Below are 16,552 nucleotides of genomic sequence, written 5' to 3'. Positions count from 1 at the left end.
CTGGTTCCCTGCGTCCAAGGAGTTCCGAAATGTCACGAATCATCACCCCGTACTCCGCCCGGTCGACCGCAGCCGACGTGATCGCCGGGGTCGATCTCGCCGGCCGGCGGGCCGTGGTCACCGGCGGCGCGTCCGGCATCGGCCTGGAAACCGCCCGCGCCCTGGCCAACGCCGGCGCCGGCGCCGAAGTGACGTTGGCCGTGCGCGACATCGGCGCCGGTGAGCGCGCCGCCGCCGACATCACGGCGGGCGGGGCGCCCGGCAAGGTCCGAGTCGACCACCTCGACCTGGCCGACCGTGCCTCCATCGACGCCTTCCTCAGCGGGTGGACGGGCCCACTGCACATCCTGGTCAACAACGCCGGTGTCATGGCCCTGCCGGAGCTCACCCGGACCGCCGAGGGTTGGGAGACACAGTTCGCCATCAACCACCTCGGTCACGCCGAGTTGACCCTGGGTCTGCACGACGCACTCACCGCAGCGGGGGGCGCCCGGATCGTCGTCGTCAGTTCGTCGGCCCACCAGCAGTCCCCGGTCATCCTCGACGACATCCACTTCACCGCGCGCCGCTACGAGGCCTGGTCGGCCTACGGCCAGTCGAAGACCGCCACCATCCTCTTCACCGTCGCCCTGGCGAGCAGGTGGGCCGCCGACGGGATCACCGCCAACGCCCTGCACCCCGGTGGCATCATGACGAAGCTGCAACGACATCTCGACGACGCGCAGCTGCGCTGGGTCGGCGCCGTCGACGAGCAGGGCAACCGCCTCGACGTGCCACCGGGCTGGAAGACCCCGCAGCAGGGAGCGGCCACCTCGGTCCTGATGGCCGCCTCCCCTGCGGTCGACGGCGTGACCGGCCGCTACTTCGAGGACGCCAACGAGGCCACGGTCATCGCCGAGCCCGTCGACGGCAGGAGCGGAGTGCTCCCGTACGCCCTGGACGAGAAGAACGCCGACCTCCTCTGGGAGGAGACGCTCCGGCTCCTGCGGCGCTGACCGGCTCGGCGGTGTCGCCCGGCAATTCACCCGCGCGGTCGACGCGGACAATGATCGAGTGTCGCGCCGTCAGATCATCCTTCGACCTGTTGCGCCGGGACGGCCGTCAGACCGACTGGAGCTGATGCCGGCACCGAGATCGACTCGGTTTCCTGCAAACCGGGGCATCGCCGCGCCCCGGACACCCCGCCTTCCGAAAGCCGAGTCGATCATCGGCGGGCCCGGACGGCGGCGCGAGCGGGCGACAGACGCCGGCCGGCCACCCACCGGCCACCCGCCGAGGGCATACTGCGTCGCGTGTTGACCCGACCCGGCTACCTCGACGCGCCCGCGCCGCTGGCGTTCGCCCACCGTGGCGGCGCCGCCGAGGGCGACGAGAACACCACCGAGGCGTTCGCCCGGGCCATCGGGCTCGGCTACCGGTACGTGGAGACCGACGTGCACGCCACCACGGACGATGTCGCGGTGATCTTCCACGACCCGACGCTGCGACGGGTCACCGGTGAGGCGGGGCGCATCGCCGAGATGAGCTGGGCCGACCTCGCCTCGGTACGCGTCGGCGGCGCTGCCGTCGTACCCCGGCTCGACGAAGTGCTCGGCGCCTGGCCGCAGGTCCGCTTCAACATCGACGTGAAGGCCGACAGCGGCGTCGCGCCGACGGTCGCCACCGTGACCCGGGCCGGCGCCGCCGACCGGGTGCTGCTGGCCTCGTTCAGCGACGCCCGCCTGACCCGGCTGCGCGCGCTCACCGAAGGGCGCGTCGCCACCAGCCTCGGCATGCGCGGGGTCGCCCGGCTGCGGCTCGCCTCCCTGCACGGACGCCCGCTGCGACTGCCCCCGTCGGTGGTCGCCGCGCAGGTGCCGCCGAGCTACGGGCGGGTGCCGGTGGTGGACCGCCGGTTCCTCGACTACTGCCACCGGATCGGCCTGCAGGTGCACGTCTGGACGATCGACGAACCGGCCCAGATGCACGACTTACTGGATCGTGGCGTGGATGGCATCATGACCGATCACGTCGGCGTGCTGCGCGACGTCTACCGCAGCCGCGGCCACTGGGCCGCCTGACCATCGAAGGACCCCCGATGGCCGAGACCGTGACCCCCACGGTGGACGACACCCCGCCTCCGGCGAGCACCCGCCGGGAACGCAGGGGCTGGTACATCTACGACTGGGCCAACTCCGCGTTCCAGACCACCGTGATCACCGTGTTCCTCGGCCCGTTCCTGACCACCGTCGCCGAGTTGGCGGCCGGCTGCGAACTCGGCGCGGACACCTGCGACGGCTCCGTCTACCCACTGGGCATCAAGATCGCCGCCGGGTCCTACTACCCGTACCTGATCTCGCTGTCGGTGTTCCTCACCGTGTTCGTGCTGCCGGTCATCGGGGCGATCGCCGACCGCTCTGCGCACAAGAAGCGGCTGCTCGGCGGCGCCGCGTTCACCGGCGCCGGCGCCACCATCGCGATGGCCTTCGTCACCGGCGACCGTTACCTGCTCGGCGGGGCGCTCTTCCTGGTCGCCAACATCTCCTTCGGCGCCGCGATCGTGGTCTACAACTCGTTCCTGCCGCAGCTCGGCGGCCCCGACGAACGCGACGGCATCTCCAGCCGCGGCTGGGCGCTGGGCTACCTCGGCGGCGGCGTGCTGCTGGCCCTCAACCTCGTCGCGATCACCCTGCTCGACGAGGGCGACAACCCGCAACGCACCCTGGACCTGGCCCGCTGGTCGATCGTGTCCGCCGGCGTGTGGTGGGCGTTGTTCACCCTGGTGCCGCTGCGTTGGCTGCGCGAGCGCCCCAGCGTCGCGGCCCTGGCCAGCGGCGGCAACGTGCTCACCGACGGGTTCCGGCAACTCGCCCGCACCATGCGCGAGGTCAAGGCATACCCGCTGACGCTGTACTTCCTGCTGGCGTTCCTGGTCTACAACGACGGCATCCAGACCGTCATCACCCTGGCCAGCCAGTACGGCACCGAAGAGCTGCGCCTGGAGCAGAGCACCCTGATCATCACGATCCTGCTGGTGCAGTTCCTCGCCTTCGGCGGCGCGTTGAGCCTGGGCGCGCTGGCCAAGCGCATCGGCGCCTGGAAGACCGTGCTGCTCAGCCTGGTGCTCTGGACCGGTGTGATCATCGCCGCGTTCCGGCTTCCCGCCGAGGCGCCGCTGCCGTTCATGGTCCTCGGCGCGGCCATCGGCCTGGTCCTCGGCGGCAGCCAGGCGCTGAGCCGGTCGCTGTTCAGCCAGCTCATCCCGGCCGGCAAGGAAGGCGAGTACTACGGCTTCTACGAGATCAGCGACAAGGGCACCAGCTGGCTCGGGCCGCTCGCCTTCGGCCTGGTGTTCCAGCTCACCTCCTCCTACCGGGTGGGCCTGGTCTCACTGCTGATCTTCTTCGTGGTCGGTTTCCTGCTCCTCGCGGCCGTGCCGATCCGCCGGGCCATCGTGGCCGCGGGCAACACGCCACCCCGGGTGCTCTGAGCACGCGTCCCGCGCCCGACAGATCAGAGGCGGTCGATCAGCTAGGCTGCCCGACCGTGACTGACGACGCCGCCGCTGCCCCGACCTGCCTGGCCCACCCGTTCCCCGGCCAGCCGCACGCTCCGGCCGGGTGCGCGGCTGCGCGCGGGCTCCACGGGCGTCCGGTGCACGCGGCGGCGTTGAAGTTCTTCTGGGGGCCGATGGACTGCGGCAAGTCCACGATGGCGTTGCAGATGAACTACAACCACGCCCGGCAGGGCCGTCGAGGGCTGGTCACCACCCGCATCGACCGGTCGCTGGGCCCGCAGGTCACCACCCGGATCGGGCTGGCCCACGAGGCCATCGAGGTCACCGACGACCTGGATCTGCGGGCCCTCGTCCGCGGCCGGTGGGCCGACGGCGTACGCGTGGACTACCTGATCTGCGACGAGGCGTGCTTCTACACCGTGGAGCACGTCGAGCAGATGGCCGAGCTGGTCGACAGCTACGACGTCGACGTGTTCGCGTTCGGCCTCGCCACCGACTTCCGGTCCTGCCTGTTCCCCGCCACGCAGCGGCTGTTCGAGCTGGCTGACGAGGTGGCCCGCATCCAGGTCGAGGTGCTCTGCTGGTGCGGCCGGGAAGGGCTGCTCAACGCCCGGGTCGTCAACGGGCGGGTGGTTCGCGAGGGCGCCCAGGTCGTCATCGGCGACACCGTCGACACCGCCGACGTGCGCTACCAGGTGCTGTGCCGCAGGCACTACCGCTCGGGCGACCTGGGCCCCCGCGACTGAGGCGTCGACGCGGTGGCCGGCCGCCCCCGTGCTGGGGACGGCCGTGGTACGGGTGGATCAACCCACGCAGACCTGCTGCGCCCTGACGGTCCACGCCCCGGCGAACGCGACGATCTCCCGTCCGGTCGCCTCGGCGGTGTCCAGTGCCGGCTTGGGCAGCAACGTCGCCACCGAGCCGGCCCCGGTGAGCCCGTTCAACACCGCGCCGACCCCGGCGGTCTGCGATCCCGCCGGGCAGGCCGGCGTCGTCACGGACTTCGGCGAGTTCGCGTTGAGTGCGCTCGTCGCCTCCGTCAACGCCATCGCCGGCAGCGGGGTGCCGCAGAACGCCTGGGTCTGCAACGTGAAGTTGCCCGGCGCGCCGAACACGTACGCGGTGCTCGACACCGAGCCGAGCGCCGAGGTGAACGCCAGCTCGTCGATCGCCACCGCGGCGTTGGCGTTGTCGATCCGGTACCCACCGCCGAAGGTCTTCTTGCCCGGCGGGCACACGGCGATAATGCCCACCTTGTCGAGGGCGTTGTTCGCCGACGTGGTGGTGACCAGTTGCAGGCCGGCCACCGCCCCGGCCGGGGCGCAGACCGCGAACGCGTCCACCGACCAGGGCACGTTGGTGGCGTTGGCCTCCACGCCGAGCACGGTGACCGTGTGCAGGGTCGCGTCGGCGTAGACCCGGGTCATCAGGACGTCACCCTGACCGTCGTTGATCCTCCCGCCGGCACCGACCACCTGGTCGACGCCGTTGCACGAGATGGCCATCGTCTTGGCGTTCGTCGCGTCCAGGACGCTGGTGGCGGCGACCCGGTACAGGCCCACCGACGCCTGCGCCGGGCTCGTCGGCGCGAGCAGCGTCGTCGCCGCCGCCATGCCGGTCAGCACTGCCAGACCAGCCAGTTTCCGCTTCATCGGATGTTCCCTCCGCACTGCCTCGTCGACTGTCGACGACGGCGTTGGGCCCAGACTCCGCACCGTCGTCAGGAGAGCGTCAGCACGGCGACCGCCCTCGGCGTACTGACGCCACGATGACGGGCGGCTGCGACAGTGCCGGTGACGTCAGCGCGGCGTCACCGGACTCCTCACGGGGTCCACGAACAGGAGGTTTCATCATGCGTACCCGAGTGGCGGCGGTGCTGGCCGCCCTCCTGCTCAGCGGCACACTGGTTGGCGTGGGCGGCGCCGCGGCGCAGGCCGACCCGGACGCGAACCCGTGCGCCACCACCGACGGCGACCCGATCATGGGCACCGAGGGCGACGACACCCTGTTCGGCGGTGGCGGGCCCGACGAGATCTACGGGCTCGGCGGCAACGACATCATCTACGGCGGCGGTGGCGTCGACACGATCCACGGCGGCGGTGGTGACGACACCATCTATGGTGAGGGCTGCGGGGACTTCATCGCCGGCGGCGCCGGCGCCGACCTGCTCGCCGGTCTGGAAGGCAACGACGTCCTCTCCGGCTCCCACGGCGCCGACCTGCTGATCGGGGTGGCGGGCGACACCGTCACGGGGCCCGGCGGTGACACCCTCGACGGTGGGCCCGGGGTGGACACCTGCGCGGAGGACGAGACGGCCGACCCCGGCGCGATCTTCTATTCGTACGTGCTGACCGACGCGGGCCAGGAGAACTTCTACGCCTGCTGACCAGCCCCTGCCCGCAGCACACCCGGGTCCGGGAGCGGTGCGTCGATCGTACGCATCGCCCCGGCCCACCTCTCGAACGAACGCCGGGCCTCCCCGTGCCGGCCGGCACCGACGAGTGTCCCGACCAGCGCCTGGTGCGCCCACTCGTCGTACGGGTCGGCGTCGAGCAGCCGGACCAGGGCGGTGGCGGCCCGGTCGGCGTCACCGTCGCCCCGGTACCGCCGGGCAAGGTCACGCAGTGCCCGCAACCACACCGCGCGGGCCTGTTCCCGCAGCCCGTCGGCCCAGTCCGCGTAGGGCTCGTCGGCGAAGGCGTCCCCCCGGTAGGCGGCGTCCACCTCGGCGAGCAGCTCGCGGGCCCGCGCCGGGTCACCGTCGCGGGCGAGGCGCTCGGCCCGCGGGACGGCGGTGAGCAGGTTCTCCGCGTCGACGACCACCCGGGTCAGGTCGACACGTACACCGGTCAGGTCGGCGCGGACGTACCGGTCGACGGGCCACCGGCGGGACGGGTCGAGCACGGCACGCACGGCGGACAGCAGCACCGACAGGCGGTGTGCGGTCCGCCGTGGCTCGTCGTCGGGCCAGAGCAGCTCGCACAGCTCCCCCCGCCCGACGGCACGACCGCGCCGGGCGACGAGGATCTTCAGCAGCGTGCGGGCCTGCCGGGACCGCCACGCCGGCAGCGGGACGTCCCGCCCACCGACGACGACCTCGAACCGGCCGAGCACCCGCACCTCGACGGTGTCCGCGTCGGCGGGCGTCTCGGCCAACGCCCGCCCGTCGACCGTCTCGATGCCGAGCGCCAGCAGCCGGTCGGCGGCCAGCCGCGCCGCCGACCGCTGCGCGGCGTCGGCGCCCGGGAGACGGCCCAGCCGGACGACTGTCTGTTCGGCGGCCGGTCCCGCACCCGCCGCCTGCCAGATCGCGCCGGCCTCCAGCAACGCGCTTCGACTCGCGTCCGGCTCGGCGGCGACCGCCGCGGTGAGCTCCAACGCCTCCGCCAACGCGTCGGCCTGCCGACCGGTGCGGGCCGCTCCGACCGCCTCGGCCGCCCGCCGCCGGGCCAGACCCAGATCACCCCCGGCGTACGCCACCCAACCCGTCGCGACCAGCGCGCAGGACAGCAGGAACGCCGGTGCCAACCGGTGCGCCTCGTCGGCCGCGGCACGAGCGGCAGCGAGGTCGGCGCCCGTGCCCTCGCAGCGCAGCCGGGCCAGACCGGCCAACGCCGGAATGCGCACCTGGAGGTCCCCCACGTCACGGGCCAGCTCAGCGGCCTCGGCGAACGCTGCCAACGCCTCCTCCCGCCGGCCGAGGCGGCGACTGACCTCGGCCAACCCGTAGACCCCGGCGGCAGCCCGGTTCAAACCCAACCGTTGGGAGACCAGTTTGGACCGGGTGAAGTGCAGTGTCGCCTCGTCGTAGCGGCCCAGGCGTACCAGCGCCTCGCCCGCGTTGTGCAGGGCGGTCACCAGCACTCCCGGCGGGCCGGCGAGTTCCGCCGCGCGCACCGCCCGTACGGCGGTGGCCAGCGCCGACGGGTATCGGGCCTCGCGCAGCAGGCAGTGCGCCTGGTTGACCAGGACCCGTGCCTGCTGGACCAGGTCACCCGCGCGTTCCGCCGCCGCCAGCGCCTCGGCCAGGTGCTCGTCGCGGCGGGTGCCGGACGAGGTCAGTGCGGCCGCGATGTGCGCCGCCGCCAACGGTGTGTCCTCGTTGAGCTGGTGTGCGGCGGCGACCGCCCGGGCCCCGGCGGCGACCGCGTCGTCGACCCGGCCAAGCTGGGCGAGGGTGCTGGCGCGACAGGCCAGCAGCAGCACGTCGTCGGGACCCGGTGGGGTGAGCGTCGGCGGTGCGCCCGCGCGGTCGAGCACCGCCAGGGCGCCGGCGTAGTCAGTCCGCAGGTACGGCACCATCGCCGCCCGCCAGAGCAGCCGGGCCGGCCAACGGCGGTCCTGGTCGGCCCGAGCCAGCAGCGCGGCGAAGACCCTCGACGCCCAGGTCACCGAGCCGGACATCCGCAACGCGTCGCCGAAGATCAGTTGAAGGTCGGGGTTCTGCTCGGCCTGCGGCAACGCGCTGATCAGTTCGGTGACGTCCGGCGCACCACCACCGGCGAGCATGCCCTCGCCGTGGCTGACAATCAGCTCCGCGCACCGACCGGCGTCGTCCGCGTCGTGCACGGCTCGGGCCGCCGCCATCGGATACGCGTTGGCGAGGTACCAGTCGACGGCCGCGTACAGCCTGCGGCGTCCCGAGGTGTCCGGCCGACCCGCCTGCTGGGCCAGCACCGCGGCGAGGACCCGGACCAGCTGCACCGTCGACGAGGTGTGGCCGGCCCGACGGCGGGGGTGGGCGACCAGCAACCCGGTGCGGGTCGCCCAGCGCAGCGCGTGCGCGGTGACGTCGCCTGGCGTGTCGGCGTCGACGGTCACGCACAGCGGCGCGCTGATCGGGTCGAGATGGTGGACACGACCGAGCAGAGTCGCCACCTGTGCGGGCAGGTCGGCGAGGATCTCGTCGCGGGCGAAGTGCCCACCGGCGGTGCCGGGCTCGGTCAGGGCCGCGAGCAGCTCCCGCCGGCCGACGCCCTGCCGACCGAGGGCGTCGCCCGCGAGGTGCACCCACGCCGGCCAGCCGGCGGTCAGCTCGTACACCAGGTAGGCCAGGTCGCTGTCGGGCACCGCGTGTTCGTCGCGCAGGATCCGGGCGACCGCGTCCCGGCCGAGGGCGAGGGTTTCCGGCCCGCGGTGCACGACGGGCCCGGCGCAGGCGCTCAGCGCCGCGTCGGCCAGGGGGTGTCGGGCGGCAAGCGTCACCGCCGGCTGACCCGGCAGCGCTCCCAACCACCGCACCAGGGCCAGCTGGTCGTCTCCGCTGAGCGCGGACACCTCGTCCACGGCGACTCGGGCCGGTGGTTGCGTGCCCGTTGGCGGGCTGGTGGTGTGCGTCGCCGCGTCGATCAGGTCCGTCGCCCGGTGACAGGCCGTCGGCTCGTCCCCGCCGACGGTCTCCAGGGCGGTGGTCTTGCCGTACCCGGCGGCGGCCACCAGCATCAGCCACCGCCGTGGCCGGGGCCGCTGCTCGATTGCCATCGCGTCGCCTCCGCTCGTCCGAGCACCGCGGAAGGTCACCCGGAGGGCCGGTGACCCACGCTAACCACCCGGGGGCCCACCTGCGGTGACGTTGTCCGAGAACCGACGCAGTACGGCCGGGCGCGTCAGGACGGCTGCGGGACGCCTGGCCGTACGCGGAACCGGTCGGCCATGATCACGGCGATGATCACTGCCAACGCCAGCGTGGCGCACACCGCGACGGTGGCCCCCAGTCCCACGCACAACGGCACCAACGCGAGCAGGAGCACCACCGCCGCGATCCGGCTTGTCGGCAGGGTCCGCCACAGCACCGCCTTGTAGGCGGCGTGCCCGGCGAGGAACAACGCCGGGCCGCCCAGCGTGAACAGCGCGGCGGTCGTGGTGGCGGGGGCACCCGGTTCGCGCAGGAGCTGCTCGTCGCCCGCCGAGGTGACGATGATGCCGGCGACCATCACGGGGTGCAGGTAGTTGAACGCCAGCCGACCCAAACCGCCGGTGCGCTCACCGGCTCGCGCGATGACCTCGGCCGCCGCCGGGGCGGACCGGGCGAAGTACACCCACCACAGCGCCACCGAACCGGCGAACGCCAGCACGAACGCGCCGGACATCGTCAGGTTCAGGTGCTGCGCGAGTGTGCTCCCGGTGACCAGGATCGACTCACCCAGGGCGATGAGGATGAACGCCTGGCACCGCTCGGCCAGGTGCCCGCCCTCCACCATCCACCGCTCAGCGGGACTGCGGCCCAGACCGGGCACCGGGAACCCGGTCGAGAGGCCGATCACCTCGATCACGATCGCCGCCGCCCACAGCGCCTCCTGGAAACCCCCGCCGACCACCGCGCCGACCGCCACGAGCGATGAGGTCACGGCGAACCATGGCAGCGCCTTCTGAAACCCGTCGACCAGCCACGGGTGGCCCTGCACCGCCCACAGCGCGAACACGGTGCGGCCCACCTGCAGGGTCGCGTAGACGAGCGCGAAGACCAGCCCGGCGCCCGCGAACGCCTCGGGGATCGCCGCCGAGAGCAACAGGCTGCCCAGCATCAGCGCGATCAGCAGCGCCCGCACCGGCGCCTGGTCGGGTCGCAGCCAGTTCGTCCCCCAGGCGGTGTAGATCCACACCAACCAGACCAACGCCAGCAGCAACGCGGTACGCGCGGCGCCACGCCAGTCCGGGTGCTCGATCAGGTAGTGCGACAACTGAGTGATCGTGAAGATGAAGACCAGGTCGAAGAAGAGCTCCGTCGACGTGGTCGGCTCCACCCCCCGACGCTCGCGCAGCAACCACTGCCGCTTCGGCCGAACGGCCGGCGGCTCAGAAGGGGTCACCGCACACCCGCCAGTCGCCGCCCTCGCGGACCACCGGCAGGCGGCGTTCCTCGCTGAGCCCGCCGTCGCGGGTCAGCTTCACCGTCACCGTGCCCTGCGGTCGTCCGCTCCGGGTGGTGACCGAGACGTCGGTGATCTCGTAGTCGGTGACCATCGGCGGCGTACGCACCCAACTGGTGAAGCCGATCGCGCTCCACCGGCTGCGCGCGTCCTCGCAGAGCCGGTCGTACGCCCTGTCGCTGTCGCCGAGGCTCACCTCGTTGAGGAACCCGTCGGCGGTCTCCCGGATCGGGCCGGCGGCCTGACGGACGGTCTGCAGGTTCCAGGCGGCCAGCCCGGCCACCCCGACGCAGCACAGCGCCACCCCGAACCCGGCGAACGCCAACCCGGTGCGCATCGGGCGGCTGCGCCGGGCCGGTCGGCTCCACGACTGGCCGGCACCCACGACTACCGACCGTAGAGAACGTGGTCGCACCGAGGTACGACAAGTCGGAAACTGGGTGCCCCCGGTGAGTGGGTGTGCCCTGTTCGCGGCGACCACGGATCGTCTACCGTCGGCGCACACCCCCGAGCAGTGCCAGGAGCCGATCGATGAGCCGCTTCGTGCAGCCGGTACCACCCCCCGTCGACCCGTACGCCGGTGATGGCCTGCTGCGGTCCTGGCTGGAGCGTCACCTCGGCCCGGCCGGGCACGCCGCCGCCAAGGGCCGTCTCGCCGACCTGGCCGCGGACGTCGCCGGGCCGTTGCGCGCGGCGCACGCCGACGCGGAGGCGCACCCGCCGACGCTGGTCCGCTACGACCCGTGGGGCGCCCGGGTCGACCGGATCGACACCTCCGCCGGCTGGCAGGCGCAGCGGGCCGCCGCCGCCCGGCACGCCGTGGTCGCGCTGCCCTACCTGCCGGACGCGCGCGGCACCTGGGGTGCCGCCGCCCGGGTGGTGCAACACGCCCTGCTCCACCTGTACGGGCCGGAGTCCGCGACGTTCTCCTGCCCGGTGGCGATGGCCGACGGGGCTGCGGCGCTGCTCAGCCTGCCCGAGGTGGACAACGGGGTCCGCGACGCGTGGCTGCCCCGGCTGATCTCCACGGACCCGGCTGTGGCGATCACCAGCGGGCAGTGGATGACCGAGTCGCAGGGCGGTTCCGACCTGGGCCGTTCCAGCACGATCGGCCGGCCAGCGGTGGATGGTTCGTGGCGGCTGACAGGCGAGAAGTGGTTCTGCTCGGCCGCCGACGCGGCGATGGCGGTGGCGCTGGCCCGACCGGAGGGCTCCGGGCGCGGCAGTCGGGTGCTCGCGCCGTTCCTGGTTCCCCGCTACGCGGTCGACTCACCGCTGGCCCACGGGCTGGCGCCGGGCGCACCCGCACCGGGCGTCACCGTGCACCGCCTCAAGGACAAGCTCGGCACCCGGGCGCTGCCCACCGCCGAGATCGGTCTGCACGACGCGTACGCCGTGCCGCTGGGCGACCCGGCGGTGCCCGGCCTGGTCCGGGCGATGACCCTGGTCGTGGTGACCCGGGTGCACAACGCCGCAGCGGCGGCGGGCGGGATGAGACGCGGTCTCGCCTACGCCCGGGCGTACGCCGACGTGCGGCACGTCGCGGGCGGCGCGCTGTCGTCCTCGCCGCTGCACCGGGCCACCCTGGGCACCCTGGCGGTCGACGCGGCCGGGGCGTTCGCCCTGGCCGGGCACGCGTTCGCCCTGCTCGGGCGGGTCGAGGTCGGCGCCGACCCGGAGGCCGCGGCGGAGCTGCGGATCGTGGCGCCGCTGGCGAAGCTGGCCACCGGCCGGCTGGCGGTCAGCTCCGCCAGCGAGTACGTGGAGAGCTTCGGTGGGGCCGGCTACGTGGAGGACACCGGCGTGCCCCGGCTGCTGCGCGATGCGCAGGTGCTGCCGATCTGGGAGGGAACCACCAACGTGCTGTCGCTGGACGTGCTGCGCGCGTTGACCCGGGAGGACGCCGGCGCGCCGCTGCTGGCCCGGCTCGCCGCCGCCGTCGACCTGGCCCGCCCGTTGTCGCCGGTGCTGGCCGACACCCTGGCCGGCGCCGCCGCACAGCTGGGCGACACCATCACCTCGGTGACCGCCGACCCGGGCTCACCGACGGTGCTCGCCGGCGCGCGTGGCCTGGCACTGCACCTGGCGTACGCGCTGACCACCGCGTTGCTCGTCGAGCACGCCGCGTGGGGCGACGAGCAGGCGGCACTGGCCGCCCGGCTGTGGGCGCGCCGCTGGCTGCGGCACGAGGAGATCGCCGAGGACGCCCACCACCACCTGGATCTGCTCTGCTGAACGCCCGACGACTCATGCTCGCCGCATGCTGACCCGTGTCAGCGCAGGGGCCCGCGGGCGACGGCGGCGCGCATGGCCGCCGGATCGCCGACCGGGACGAACTCCAGCCACCAGGTGGCGCCGGCCGCGGCGAGGTCTTCGAGGTACGCCCGTTCGGCACGTTCGTCGGGTCGGCGGCGCCGGCCACCGATCGCCACGTCGAACGGCTGACCGTCGGCGCGGGTCGGTGGCAGGGCGTTGACCAGCTCGCGTACCTCGTCGGGGGTGAAGTCGGACCATGTGTCGGTGTCGGTGAGCTTGTACGGAACGATGCCGTCGGCGCGGGCCGCGCGGCGACGAACCGCTGCGGCCTGGGTGCTGCCGCCGACCCAGACCGGCACCCGGGGTGCCTGCACCGGCGCCGGCCGCAGCGCCACCCCGTCGGCGCGGTAGTGGGTGCCCTGGTGGTCGACCCGCTCACCGCTGAGCAGCCCGGTCAGCAGGTCGAGGCCCTCGTCGAGCATCGCGGCGCGCACCGACACCTCGGTCTGCTCGCCGAACGCGGCCAGCCCTCGGTCGCCGGGGTCTCCGACGCCGACCGCCACCGTGGCGCGGCCGGCACTGAGGTGGTCGAGGGTGAGGACCTCACGCGCCAGCTTCGCCGGGCGGCGCCGGGGCAGCGCGGTGACCGTGGTGCCCAGGCGCACCCGCCCGGTGCGTCCGGCGATCGCGGCGAGCACCAGCCACGGGTCGTAGGTGGACGGCTCGTCCCCGCTGTAGTGGATGAGGTAGTCCTCCAGGAACACGCCGTCCCAGCCGGCGTGTTCGGCCAGCTCACCCAGCTCCACCAGAACGGACACCGGGATGGAGGCGCCACCGCAGGAGATCTCCAGGCCATGTCTCATTCGCCGACCGTAGGACGGGGGTCTGACGCGTGTGTCGGTCACGCGGGCTTGTCGGGCCCCGGCGGCATACTGCTGGCGTGACAGCCTCTGCGGACCTCGCCATGGTCAACCTCGACAGTTCCGACCCCGCCGGCCACGCCGCGTTCTACCACCAGGCGCTCGGCTGGGAGATCACCCACAGCCAACCCGACTACGCGATGATCAGCTCCGGTGGTGTCTCCATCGGCTTCGGGCTGGTCGAGGGTTACCGTCCGCCGTCCTGGCCGGACCCGTCGGGCGACAAGCGCTACCACCTGGACCTGTACGTCGACGACCTCGCCACGGCGGAGGAGACGTTCGTCGCGGCGGGCGCCTCGAAGCCGGACTTCCAGCCCGGCGGCGAGCGGTGGGTGGTGCTTCTCGACCCGATCGGGCAGCCGTTCTGCATCTGCCCCCGACCGCAGAGCTGAGCCGGCCCGGCGCAACGACAGAAGGAGTCAGCATGGCCATCACTCTCGTCAACCCGGACGGGTTACCGAAGCCGGACGTCTACCGTCAGTTGTCGATCGCAACCGGGTCCAAGCTCGTCTTCCTCGCCGGTCAGGTGGCCCGCGATGCCGAAGGGCGCAAAGTCGGCGAGGGAGACTTCGCCGCCCAGGTCGAGCAGTGCTATCTCAACATTGGCACCGCCCTGGCCGAAGTCGGAGGATCCTTCGGCGACGTGGCGAAACTGACCATCTACGTCGTCGACTGGTCGCCCGACAAGATGCCCCTGTTGGGCGAAGGCGCCGCTCGGGCGGGTGCGAAGCTGGGAGTTGACCTGGTCAAGCCCATCACGCTGCTGGGTGTCAGTGCTCTGGGTGAGCCTGATCTCCTCGTCGAGGTCGAAGCCACTGCGGTTCTCGACTGATCAACAACCCGACGTCTGCCGTGTAGCGCTCAACTGCTCCGACGGGATCGCGCCGCCCACACCACGTAGGCCGGGTCCCGGTCGAGGTTGTGCCGGTCCCGGTCGTAGCGGCGGGTGGTGCGCGGGTCGGCGTGCCCCATCGCGTCCTGCACGTCCTCCAGCGGCACGCCCTCCGAGCGGGCGGTGGTGGCGAAGGCGTGCCGCAGGGAGTGTGGCGACAGCTTCGCCCAGGCCGGGATGCCGGCGACCCGGGCTAGCCGGCGGACCATCCGGAACACCGAGTGCCGGTCCAGGCGGGCACCGCTGGCGGTGACCAGCAGCGGCCCGGTCAGCTGTGTCACCGGCACACCGGTGGCGGCGGCCCGCTGGGCCAGGTAGGCGTCCACGGCGTACCCGCTGCCGGGGGTGAGGGCCCGACGGCGTTGCTTGCCGCCCTTGCCGACGAAACGCACGCTGCGATGTCCGCGTTCGGTGCCGAGGTCGGTCAGGTCCAGCGAGATCAGCTCCCCGACGCGCAGGCCCAGATCGGCGAGGAGAGCGATCGCCGCCCGGTTGCGCAGGGCGGTCGCGCCCGTGTCCGCGTCGGCGGCGCCGAGCAGAGCGTCCACCTCCTCGGGGGTGAGCCCGAGAGTGGCGGAGTGGTCCCGGTCGACGCGGGGCCGGTCCGCGCCGGCGACCGGGTTGGCCGGCACCGCGCCCAGCTTCACCAGGAAGTCGTACCAACTGGACAGCGCGGAGAGTCGTCGCGCCACGGTCGCCGGGGTCAGCGGCCGGCCGCTGCGGGCGGCGACTGTGGACTCCAACGCCCGGGCATACTCGTTGACGTGCAGGAACGTGGCCCGCAGCGGGTCCAGGTCCCGGCCGGCGCACCAGGTGAGCCAGCCGGTGACGTCGCGCCGGTACGCGTCGCGGGTGTGCTCGGACAACCGCCGGTTACGCAGCCACGCCTCGGTGACCTCGACCGGCCCACTCGGCAGCGCGGGTGGCGCGGACGGGCGGGCCAGCACCGGAGCGTCGGAGAACACCATGTGAAAAAGGTTCTCAGCTTCGGGTGGGATCGGCGTGCAGGCGCGCCGATCCCACCCGACACCATGATCAGGCGTTGATCTGTCGACGTCCGTCGCCGTTGGCGGTGATGGTCACCCGGCGCGGCTTGGCACGCTCGGCGACGGGGATGCGCAGCGTCAGGACCCCGTGCTCGTAGCCGGCTTCCAGCTTGTCGGTGTCCAGGGTGTCGCCGAGGAACAGCTGCCGGGTGAACGTACCCATCGGACGTTCGGCTGCCACCAGCTCGACGCCGTCACCGGAGGGTCGGCGACGTTCGGCCCGGACGGTGAGCACGTTGCGCTCGACGGTGCAGTCGATGGTGTCGGGGTCGACGCCGGGCAGGTCGAACGCCGCGTAGAAGTGGTCGCCGTCGCGGTAGGCGTCAAGGTGCATCGTCGCGGGACGGGCCGCCGTACCGAAGAACTGCTCGGCGAGCCGGTCGATCTCGCGGAACGGGTCGGTACGCATCAACATGGTCATGCCTCCTCGGTTCTCCTGGCCGAAGGTGATGAGTTGAGCCGGGGTGACTCAACTTCCTCTTCTTATTTAGCGCATCCGCCGGCGAGCGTCAACCGCTCAACCCAGGCGCTTCTCGAACCAGTGCTCGGCGTAGGGGCCGTGCGAGTACGCCGGGATCTCGACGTAGCCGTGCCGGGCGTACAGGGCGCGGGCCTCGACCAGGTCGGCGCGGGTGTCCAGCCGTATCGCCTGCGCTCCGGCCTCCCGTGCGTGCTGCTCGACGGCGGTCAGCAACGCGGCACCCCCACCGGCGCCACGATGCGCGGGTCGGACGAACACCCGGGTCAGCTCGGCCCAGCCCGAGTGCCAGCGCAGCCCGGCGCACCCGGCCAGGTCGGTGCCGTGGTGGGCGAGCAGCAGCAACCCGCTCGCGTGGGTCAGGTCGTCGCTGGGCATCTCCGCGAGCGCCTCGTCGACCTCGCCGGGCAGAGCCGGGCGGCGGTGGTAGCGCACCACCATCTCGGTCATGTACTCGCGCAGCAGCAGCACCGCGTCGGGCTGGTCGGGTCGGCTGACGCTGGTCGTCCAGGTTGCTCGGGCGGTGATGGTCACCAGTCGATCATCACCGCCCGGTCAACGGCATTACCCCGGTCGGTGCTCCCGCTCGTGGCGA

The 16,552-nt window shown here is 72.8% G+C and carries 16 protein-coding genes; 8 read left to right on the top strand and 8 right to left on the bottom strand.

Annotated elements, in window-relative coordinates:
• Positions 1 to 29 precede the first annotated feature (29 nt).
• The 4 genes from FBZ33_RS14395 (at position 30) to FBZ33_RS14380 (ending at position 4,242) form a co-directional block, all read left to right on the top strand.
• Entirely contained in the window at positions 30 to 995 is a 966-nt protein-coding gene (locus FBZ33_RS14395) for an SDR family NAD(P)-dependent oxidoreductase (protein ID WP_141909430.1), read from the top strand.
• Positions 996 to 1,292: 297 nt separating this feature from the next.
• Positions 1,293 to 2,060, top strand: a complete 768-nt coding sequence (locus FBZ33_RS14390) for a glycerophosphodiester phosphodiesterase (RefSeq protein WP_141909429.1) — start codon at positions 1,293 to 1,295, stop codon at positions 2,058 to 2,060.
• Positions 2,061 to 2,077: 17 nt separating this feature from the next.
• Positions 2,078 to 3,469: an MFS transporter gene (locus FBZ33_RS14385; RefSeq protein WP_141909428.1), complete on the top strand. Its 1,392-nt coding sequence runs from the start codon at positions 2,078 to 2,080 to the stop codon at positions 3,467 to 3,469.
• 56 nt (positions 3,470 to 3,525) lie between these two features.
• Entirely contained in the window at positions 3,526 to 4,242 is a 717-nt protein-coding gene (locus tag FBZ33_RS14380) for a thymidine kinase (RefSeq protein WP_141909427.1), read from the top strand.
• Positions 4,243 to 4,299: 57 nt separating this feature from the next.
• On the opposite strand, the gene FBZ33_RS32760 is transcribed toward FBZ33_RS14380, so the two are convergent.
• The gene (locus FBZ33_RS32760; RefSeq protein WP_185755303.1) at positions 4,300 to 5,148 is read right to left on the bottom strand and encodes a hypothetical protein; all 849 of its coding nucleotides are present in this window, start codon (positions 5,146 to 5,148) and stop codon (positions 4,300 to 4,302) included.
• 200 nt (positions 5,149 to 5,348) lie between these two features.
• Here FBZ33_RS32760 and FBZ33_RS14370 point away from each other — a divergent pair, with 200 nt between their 5' ends.
• Positions 5,349 to 5,882, top strand: a complete 534-nt coding sequence (locus FBZ33_RS14370) for a calcium-binding protein (RefSeq protein ID WP_185755302.1) — start codon at positions 5,349 to 5,351, stop codon at positions 5,880 to 5,882.
• Here FBZ33_RS14370 and FBZ33_RS14365 read toward each other — a convergent pair.
• The 3 genes from FBZ33_RS14365 to FBZ33_RS14355 all read right to left on the bottom strand — a co-directional run bounded on the left by FBZ33_RS14365 (position 5,870) and on the right by FBZ33_RS14355 (position 10,750).
• Positions 5,870 to 8,977: a BTAD domain-containing putative transcriptional regulator gene (locus FBZ33_RS14365; RefSeq protein ID WP_141909424.1), complete on the bottom strand. Its 3,108-nt coding sequence runs from the start codon at positions 8,975 to 8,977 to the stop codon at positions 5,870 to 5,872. The two genes, FBZ33_RS14370 and FBZ33_RS14365, sit on opposite strands and share 13 nt — an antisense overlap.
• Before the next feature lie 125 nt (positions 8,978 to 9,102).
• Complete coding sequence (locus tag FBZ33_RS14360; RefSeq protein ID WP_141909423.1) at positions 9,103 to 10,305, bottom strand: low temperature requirement protein A; 1,203 nt, start codon at positions 10,303 to 10,305, stop codon at positions 9,103 to 9,105.
• Entirely contained in the window at positions 10,292 to 10,750 is a 459-nt protein-coding gene (locus tag FBZ33_RS14355) for a hypothetical protein (RefSeq protein ID WP_370453010.1), read from the bottom strand. The genes FBZ33_RS14360 and FBZ33_RS14355 overlap by 14 nt, the downstream gene beginning before the upstream one ends.
• 146 nt (positions 10,751 to 10,896) lie before the next feature.
• Here FBZ33_RS14355 and FBZ33_RS14350 point away from each other — a divergent pair, with 146 nt between their 5' ends.
• On the top strand, positions 10,897 to 12,600 hold the full coding sequence (locus FBZ33_RS14350; protein ID WP_141909422.1) for an acyl-CoA dehydrogenase family protein: 1,704 nt from the start codon (positions 10,897 to 10,899) through the stop codon (positions 12,598 to 12,600).
• A 38-nt stretch (positions 12,601 to 12,638) separates the two neighbouring features.
• Here the strand turns inward: FBZ33_RS14350 and FBZ33_RS14345 are convergent, their stop codons facing one another.
• Positions 12,639 to 13,484 (bottom strand): LLM class flavin-dependent oxidoreductase, encoded by an 846-nt coding sequence (locus tag FBZ33_RS14345; RefSeq protein WP_141909421.1) that lies wholly within the window; start codon positions 13,482 to 13,484, stop codon positions 12,639 to 12,641.
• A gap of 77 nt (positions 13,485 to 13,561) precedes the next feature.
• On the opposite strand from FBZ33_RS14345, the gene FBZ33_RS14340 reads away from it, so the two are divergent.
• Positions 13,562 to 13,933, top strand: a complete 372-nt coding sequence (locus FBZ33_RS14340; RefSeq protein WP_141909420.1) for a VOC family protein — start codon at positions 13,562 to 13,564, stop codon at positions 13,931 to 13,933.
• A 32-nt stretch (positions 13,934 to 13,965) separates the two neighbouring features.
• Positions 13,966 to 14,373, top strand: a complete 408-nt coding sequence (locus tag FBZ33_RS14335; protein WP_141909419.1) for a RidA family protein — start codon at positions 13,966 to 13,968, stop codon at positions 14,371 to 14,373.
• A 29-nt stretch (positions 14,374 to 14,402) separates the two neighbouring features.
• Here the strand turns inward: FBZ33_RS14335 and FBZ33_RS14330 are convergent, their stop codons facing one another.
• From FBZ33_RS14330 to FBZ33_RS14320, 3 genes are all read right to left on the bottom strand, one after another.
• Positions 14,403 to 15,401 (bottom strand): tyrosine-type recombinase/integrase, encoded by a 999-nt coding sequence (locus FBZ33_RS14330; protein ID WP_141909418.1) that lies wholly within the window; start codon positions 15,399 to 15,401, stop codon positions 14,403 to 14,405.
• A 67-nt stretch (positions 15,402 to 15,468) separates the two neighbouring features.
• Positions 15,469 to 15,894 carry an Hsp20/alpha crystallin family protein gene (locus FBZ33_RS14325; protein ID WP_141909417.1) on the bottom strand — a complete coding sequence of 142 codons (426 nt, stop codon included), beginning with the start codon at positions 15,892 to 15,894 and terminating at the stop codon, positions 15,469 to 15,471.
• A gap of 102 nt (positions 15,895 to 15,996) precedes the next feature.
• Positions 15,997 to 16,491 carry a GNAT family N-acetyltransferase gene (locus tag FBZ33_RS14320; protein WP_255508865.1) on the bottom strand — a complete coding sequence of 165 codons (495 nt, stop codon included), beginning with the start codon at positions 16,489 to 16,491 and terminating at the stop codon, positions 15,997 to 15,999.
• Between the last annotated feature and the right edge of the window lie 61 nt (positions 16,492 to 16,552).

This window comes from Micromonospora sp. A202 (assembly GCF_006715105.1).
In the GTDB taxonomy this organism is placed as follows: domain Bacteria; phylum Actinomycetota; class Actinomycetes; order Mycobacteriales; family Micromonosporaceae; genus Micromonospora; species Micromonospora zamorensis.
This window is presented reverse-complemented; position numbering and strand designations above follow the sequence as displayed.